Origin of the sequence: Glutamicibacter nicotianae (genome assembly GCF_006539525.1) — a bacterium.
Lineage (GTDB): Bacteria > Actinomycetota > Actinomycetes > Actinomycetales > Micrococcaceae > Glutamicibacter > Glutamicibacter nicotianae.
This window is the reverse complement of sequence record NZ_BJNE01000032.1, coordinates 1-6,410: the sequence shown is the minus strand read 5'-3', so window position 1 is coordinate 6,410 and position 6,410 is coordinate 1. Positions and strand designations below refer to the sequence as shown.

Here is a 6,410-nt window from a genome sequence, read left to right as displayed (position 1 = left end):
TGCGCTTCTGGTGCACTTTCGGGGATCAACAGCCGGCGCTGCCTACCGCCAGAGACAATTTTCCCGGCCATTGTCGCCTTCATGAAATACCCGGGCTAAGCCGGCTGCCCCGCCGGGGTTGCGGCCCTCTGCGGCTCCCGTGCATCCATCCCGGGCAGCCGCCCGAAGCAATGCACGCACAGCACCACCAGGAAGATCGGGGTGGCCAGGCCGAAGGCCACCAGGATCCCGGGCCAGGTGGCCCACGCCCACGCCGTCAGCCCGAGCATCGAGGCCAGCATGAGGCTGCACCAGGGCCGGGCCAGCACCAGCTGCAGCGAGGTGCGCACGAGCCACCACGGCCGCTCCTCGAAATTGGCCGCCACCGCCCAGAACACCAGCACGAACAGCCAGTAGAGTGCATTGGCCAGCAGCACCAGCCCGGAGGCCGCGACGCCGGCGGCCCCCATGTCGTTCCAGTTCACCAGGTAGTAGTCCCAGGCCAGCAGCAGGCCAATGAGCAGCTGCGGCCAGCCGGCCAGGTTCGCGACGCGACGTTCCTGCTTCCAGGCCATCCCGAAGGTGCGCCAGGTCTGCGCGACGGTCCAGCGGCGGTCTTCCGAAAGCACCCAGCTGCGGCAGCTGGCATAGCAGGCGGCCACCGAGGGGAAGAAGCCGGCCACGACCAGCCCGCGCAGCGTGAAGGCGACCACCGCAGCATTCAGCACGAAGACCATCAGGATGATGCGGGCCAGGAATTCGTAGCCCATTGCGAAATTCTTCATCGCTGCCCGCTCAACCCTTCACGGCACCGATCATGACGCCCTTGTTGAAGTACTTCTGCAGCATCGGATAGAGCACCAGGATCGGCAGCGTGGAGACGATGATGACCCCGAACTTGATCTGGTCCGCCAGGTTCTGCGCATCGCCGGCGGACTGCCCGAGCGAGCCCCCGGCCCCGGCGCTGGACTGGTTGGCCATCAGGATCTGCTGCAGCACGTTCTGCAGCGGCTGCAGCTCCTGGTCGCGGATGAAGATCAGGCCGGTGAAGAAGTCGTTCCAGTGCCCGACGAAGTAGTACAGGCCGATTACGGCGATGATCGCGCTCGAGAGCGGGATCACGATCTTCAGGAAGTATCCGAAGTAGCTCAGCCCGTCCAAGGCCGCGGCCTCGCGCAGCTCCTCGGGGATGGAGGTCTCGAAGAATGAGCGGGCGATGATCATGTTGAACACCGAGAAGGCGGTGGGCAGGATGAACACCCACATGTTGTTCAGCAGGCCCAGCTGCTTGACCAGAAGGAACATAGGGATGAGCCCGCCGCCAAAGAACATGGTGAAGGCGAACAGGAACATGATGATGCGGCGCGGGCGGAACTCGCGCCGCGACATCGCGAAGGCGGCGGGGAGGGTGACCAGCAGGTTCACCGCCGTGCCGAGCACCGAATAGAGGATCGTGTTGCGGTAGCCGGTCCAGATGCGATCATCGGCCAGGATCATCTCGTATCCGGTCAGCCCGAAGCCCTGCGGGAGCAGAGTGACCTCGCCGGTGGCCACGGCGCGCGGATCGGAGAAGGAGGCCACGACGATGAACCACAGGGGGTAGATCACCGCGGCGAGGATCAAGGCGATCAGCACGCCGAGCACGATGTCCACCGCCCAGTCCCCCGCGGTGCGCTGCTGGATGCGCCGCTTCGTGCGCGGCGTTTTCGGTGCGCCCGGCCGCCGCGGCCGGACCTTGGGCGCCGGAGCGCCGTCCAGAGTTCCGGTGATGTTGCTCATTGTCCCGCTCCTAGAAGATGCTGGTGTTGCTCGCGCGCTTGGCGATGTAGTTCGCCAGGATCAGGAACGCGAAGTTGACGAGGGCGTTGAACAGCCCGATGGCGGTCGAGTAGGAGAACTGGTTGCCCAGGATGCCGACCCGGTAGACGTAGGTGGAGATGACCTCGGAGGACATGATGTTCAAGGTGTTCTGCATGAGGAAGACCTTCTCGAACCCGACCCCCAGCACGCTGCCCATGTTCAGGATCAGCAGGATGCCGGCGGTGGGCAGCAGGGCCGGGATGTCCACGTGCCGGATCAGCTGCAGTCGCCCGGCGCCGTCGATCTTGGCCGCCTCGTAGAGTGCCGTGTCCACCGAGGAGAGCGCCGCGAGGTAGATGATGCAGTTCCAACCGGTGTGCTGCCACACCTCGGAGATCCAGTACAGGTGGGCGAAGGCCCCGGGATCGCCCAGCAGGCTGGTGTCCCCGAAGAAGCGGCCCATGATGCCGCTGCCCGGAGCCAGGAAGATCTGCAGGATCGCCACCATGACCACGGTTGAGATGAAGTGCGGCATGTAGGTGATGGTCTGCGTGAAGCCCTTGATCCGCGGGCTGGCGATCTGGTTGATCAGGATCGCCAGGATGATCGGCGCGATGAAGCCCATCACGAGGGTCCACAGGCTGATGTTGACCGTATTGAGCATGATCTGCCCGAACTGCGGGTTGTTGAAGAACTGCTCGAAGTACTTGAACCCGACCCAGTCCCCTCCGGTCAGCCCCTTGGTCACATCGAACTCGCGGAAGGCGAGCTGGATGCCGTACATCGGGATGTAGGCGAAGACGATGATGAATCCGATGGCCGGCAGCGTCATGGCCCACAGCTGCCAGTAGCGCCTGAAGTGCTCGGCCAGGCGCCGGCGCTTCGGTTCCGTGCGCAGGGCGTGGACCGAGGCGGCAACCACGGCCTCTTCGGTGATGCGGCTTGTCATTGCGAGTCCTCCTGGGCTCGGTGGCGGGCCGTGCCGGGCACGCTGGGCGCACCCGGCACGGCGGCCTGAAGGGCTACTTCGATTCGTTGCTGATCGTCGCCGTGCCGTCGGCATTCTCCGCGAAGGTCAGCTCCGGGTTCAGCTCGGCGTTCAGGTCGACGTTCTTCTCCTGCATGACCTGCAGGTAGCGATCGTAAGCGGCCTGCTGCAGCTCGATCTGCCGCTTGAGGTTGTTGCTTTCGAGGTCCTTGACGTAGCCGTCCCACTCCGCGTCGATCCCGCCCTTGGTGACCCACTGGGCGAACTTGCTCATGGCGGTCTGCGTGATGCCGGTGTCGTTCAGCGAGTACTCACGGGCCTCGTCGGCCGTGAAGGACACGCCGCCGTAGATGACATCGGAGTTCAGGTCGATGTTGGCGATGTCCTGTTCGTAGACCTCTTCCACGCCGCGCACCTCGAACTGCTCGGCGGGCAGGGTCAGCTTCACGCCGGGCTGCACGAACCATCCGGGGGCGCCGTCGGAGAGCGAGTTCTGGAACTGCCAGTCCGAGGCGTTCTTGGTCTCATCGGCCGGCTGCAGCACGGTGTAGTCCTTTTCGCCGTTCTTCTTCACGCCGACGTCGAAGGAGCCGTAGCGTGCCTGGATGCCGATGTCCGAGGTGTAGAAGGCGTCCACGATCTTCAGGGCCGCTTCTTTCTCCTTGACGTTGGCGGCCACGGAGATCTTATTGGGGATGTAGTTCAGGCTGTCGCCGTTGAACCACCAGGTGCGCGGGGCGTCCGAGCCGGAGTCGGCCTTCAGGGCCGGCAGCGCGATGTACTGGTCGGCCAGCTTCGAGCCGAAGGCGTCGGAGGGGGTCCACCAGAAGGTCATGCCCACCGTGGCCGTCTTGCCCTGGCCCTTGAGCCCGGAGATGTACTTGGAGAAATCGTGGGTGAAGGCGTCCTTGGAGATCACTCCGGCCTCCCACAGCTCGCCGAGGTACGAGATGAACTCCTTGTAGGACGGATCGGTCAGGTAGTTCTGGATCTTCCCGTCCTGCGCGTACATGCCGCTGCCTGCGCCTCCGCCGGCGCTCAGCGGCAGGCCGAAGCTGCCCAGCAGCACGTTCGGGTTGAACCAGCCCCATCCGCCGGTTTCGGGCGCCATGAAGTCCAGCGGCACCTCGTCGGCCTTGCCGTTGCCGTTCGGATCCTTGCTCTTGAAGGCTTCCAGGGTGCTCTTCAGCTCGTCCCAGGTTTCGGGCACGGGCAGCTTGAGCTCGTCGAGCCACTGCTTGTTGATGAACATGTGGGCGCTCGAATTCGCCATGAGCCCGGTGTTCACGCCGGGGGCACCGAAGACCTTGCCATCCCATTCGGAGGACACACGGGCGTAGGGGGCCTTCTCGAAGGTGGCGGCCAGGTTCGGCATGCTGCCCAGTTCGAGGGCCAGGTCCAGGAAGAGGCTGCTGTAGTCGCCCCAGTCGCCCGATCCGTAGCCGCCGATGGTCACGTCGGCCACCTCGCCGGCGGCCAGGGAAGCCTGCTTCTGCTGGGTCCACGAGGAGCTCGCGGTCTCCTGCCATTCGATGGTGCAGCCGCAGGCCGCCTCCAGGTCCTTGGTCCATGGCAGCTCAGCCATGGCCTTGGTCCGGGCGTCCTTGACGACCTGGACGGTGACCACTGGAGTGCCCGAGGACTCCTTGGCCCCGCTGGGCGTGCACCCGGTCAAGGCCAGGGCGCCGATGCCGGCCATGGCCAAGGCGCCCTTCACGGTGGCCTTGAAACGGGTTGGGTTGCTTGTTGACATGACCTCTCCTTATGGCGATGCGCGTCGCGTGCCCCGCATGGATCGCCTGGTTTGGGGGCCAGCGCGCCGAGGCCGCCGACCGTGGATGCGAGTAGTTGCAGGCGCCTCGTCCGCCGGTGCGGCGCCGGGCCTGCGCAATGATGTCTTCGCGCGCCTCTCCCCGCTGCATGGAGCCCAGGCGTCGCGTCAATTTCCAGATTTAGAACCTAAATTTAGGTGCTGGTTTTAGAGAATAGAGCAGGAGCCGCGGGCTCGTCAAGGGATTTTTGTGACCGGGGCGACATCCACGTGTGGCGCAGGCCATGCGCGATGGGCCACGCGCAGGCGGGCAGAACGGATTGCCCGATGGGCAGGAAGACGCCCCGGCGCAGGCTCTGCACGCCGGGACGAAGAGCGGCGGCTAGGCTTCCAGGGCCGCGGCGCGCACCGCGGCAAGCGCACGCTGCACGGCCCCGAGCAGCACAACGTCGCGCCCCAGCAAGGAAGCCTGGAGCGCTGGAGGGAACGCCACGAGCTGCGCCAGCCGATCCTGGATGCGCTCGAGCAAGGGGGCGAGCACCCCGGCATTGCCGCCGGCGATGATGACGGTGCCTGGATCCAAAAAGCCGCTCAGCGTGGAGATGGCCAGGGCCAGCTGCTCCTCGGTCCGCGCAATGGCCTCGCGGGCCGCCCGGTCCCCAGAGGCCGCGGCGTCGGCGATGGCCGCCAGCGAGGGGCGCCACTGCCCCTCGAGCACCGAGTTCTGGCCCGCGACCAGCGCCTCGCCGAGGGCGGTGCGGGCCACCGCGGAGGGCCCCAGGCTGCTGCCGACACCGGAGACGCGCTCCAGGAAGGCCATCTCCCCCGCGCCGCCGTTGGCGCCGCGGAAGACCTCGCCGTTGATGACGATGCCGGCACCCAGCCATTCCCCGGCCAGCAGGGTCACCGAGGAATCCAGTCCTTGGCGCCCGGGCTGGCTGATCTCCGCCATGGCCGCCAGATCCGCATCGTTCTCCACCGCCCAGATCCAGCCGGGCGCGAAGTCCCGAAGCCGCTGGAAGTCCAGGCGCACCGCATCCCAGAAGGGGTTGCCCGGATAGGGCTCGCCATGCCGGTCGATGGGGGCGGCCAGGCCGAAGCAGGCGGCCTGCACACGCTCCGGCGCGACCTGCGCCGACTGCAGCGCCTCGACGACGGCTTCGAGCACCTCGCCGGTGCGGTCCACGGCCGCCTCCCGGCCATCGAAGCGGCGGCTCGCCCGACCGAGCAGCTCGCCCTTCAGGTCGGCCACAACGCAGGTGGCCGAACGATAGCCGATGTCGCACGCAACCACCAGGCACCGCTGCTTGTTGAAGGTGAACCGGCGTGCCTGGCGGCCACGGCCCGGAACCAGGCTCGGAGCCCGGTCCTCGTGGAGCCAGCCGGCTTCGCGCAGCTCATCGGCGATGGCCAGGACGGTTGACCGGGTCAGCCCCGTGCCGGCGACCAGATCCGTGGCGATCAACCCGGCATCGGCCGGCGCCTGCCAGAAGTGGTCCAGCACCAGCGAGGAATTCAGGTCCCTGACCGCTTGGGTTGAGGTGACCGGCGTCCGGCCTCCCGAACGCTCACCCGTCGTTTCACTTGACATGCTCTTCATTGTGCCCCAAGATCTAGATTTAGTATCTAAATCTAGATTCCCTCCCACCCAGCTCGTCTCCGGCCAGGGCGCCGGCGGCCCGGGTGCGCCACTCCAAGACCCAGAGAAGGAACCTTCCATGACTTCCATGCTTGCCGCCGACTCCTCCGTGGCCCGCAACGACCTGGATGACGCCCTGTGGTGGCGCCAGGCCTCCGTCTACCAGATCTACCCGCGCTCCTTCGCCGACGCCAACGGAGACGGCATCGGGGATCTGAAGGGCGTGACCTCAC

Annotated in this window: 6 protein-coding genes; 1 reads left to right on the top strand and 5 read right to left on the bottom strand. The window is 66.3% G+C overall.

Features of this window, described 5'->3' with window-relative positions:
- Window positions 1-95: 95 nt before the first annotated feature.
- The 5 genes from ANI01nite_RS16520 to ANI01nite_RS16500 form a co-directional block, all read right to left on the bottom strand.
- Window positions 96-764, bottom strand: a complete 669-nt coding sequence (locus tag ANI01nite_RS16520; protein WP_121866131.1) for a YesL family protein — start codon at window positions 762-764, stop codon at window positions 96-98.
- Between the two features lie 10 nt (window positions 765-774).
- Entirely contained in the window at window positions 775-1,758 is a 984-nt protein-coding gene (locus ANI01nite_RS16515; RefSeq protein ID WP_038992587.1) for a carbohydrate ABC transporter permease, read from the bottom strand.
- 10 nt (window positions 1,759-1,768) lie between these two features.
- Entirely contained in the window at window positions 1,769-2,728 is a 960-nt protein-coding gene (locus tag ANI01nite_RS16510; protein ID WP_141359348.1) for an ABC transporter permease, read from the bottom strand.
- A 73-nt stretch (window positions 2,729-2,801) separates the two neighbouring features.
- On the bottom strand, window positions 2,802-4,520 hold the full coding sequence (locus ANI01nite_RS16505; RefSeq protein WP_141359346.1) for a type 2 periplasmic-binding domain-containing protein: 1,719 nt from the start codon (window positions 4,518-4,520) through the stop codon (window positions 2,802-2,804).
- Window positions 4,521-4,920: 400 nt separating this feature from the next.
- The gene (locus tag ANI01nite_RS16500) at window positions 4,921-6,129 is read right to left on the bottom strand and encodes an ROK family protein (RefSeq protein WP_170214683.1); all 1,209 of its coding nucleotides are present in this window, start codon (window positions 6,127-6,129) and stop codon (window positions 4,921-4,923) included.
- Window positions 6,130-6,265: 136 nt separating this feature from the next.
- Here ANI01nite_RS16500 and ANI01nite_RS17250 point away from each other — a divergent pair.
- Window positions 6,266-6,410: alpha-amylase family glycosyl hydrolase (locus tag ANI01nite_RS17250; RefSeq protein ID WP_443093368.1), on the top strand; the 145-nt coding region annotated here is incomplete at its 3' end.

Coding starts and splice junctions, on each gene's coding strand:
- ANI01nite_RS16520 (WP_121866131.1), bottom strand. CDS start 764: ATGAAGAATTTCGCAATGGGCTACGAATTCCTGGCCCGCATCATCCTG.
- ANI01nite_RS16515 (WP_038992587.1), bottom strand. CDS start 1,758: ATGAGCAACATCACCGGAACTCTGGACGGCGCTCCGGCGCCCAAGGTC.
- ANI01nite_RS16510 (WP_141359348.1), bottom strand. CDS start 2,728: ATGACAAGCCGCATCACCGAAGAGGCCGTGGTTGCCGCCTCGGTCCAC.
- ANI01nite_RS16505 (WP_141359346.1), bottom strand. CDS start 4,520: ATGTCAACAAGCAACCCAACCCGTTTCAAGGCCACCGTGAAGGGCGCC.
- ANI01nite_RS16500 (WP_170214683.1), bottom strand. CDS start 6,129: ATGTCAAGTGAAACGACGGGTGAGCGTTCGGGAGGCCGGACGCCGGTC.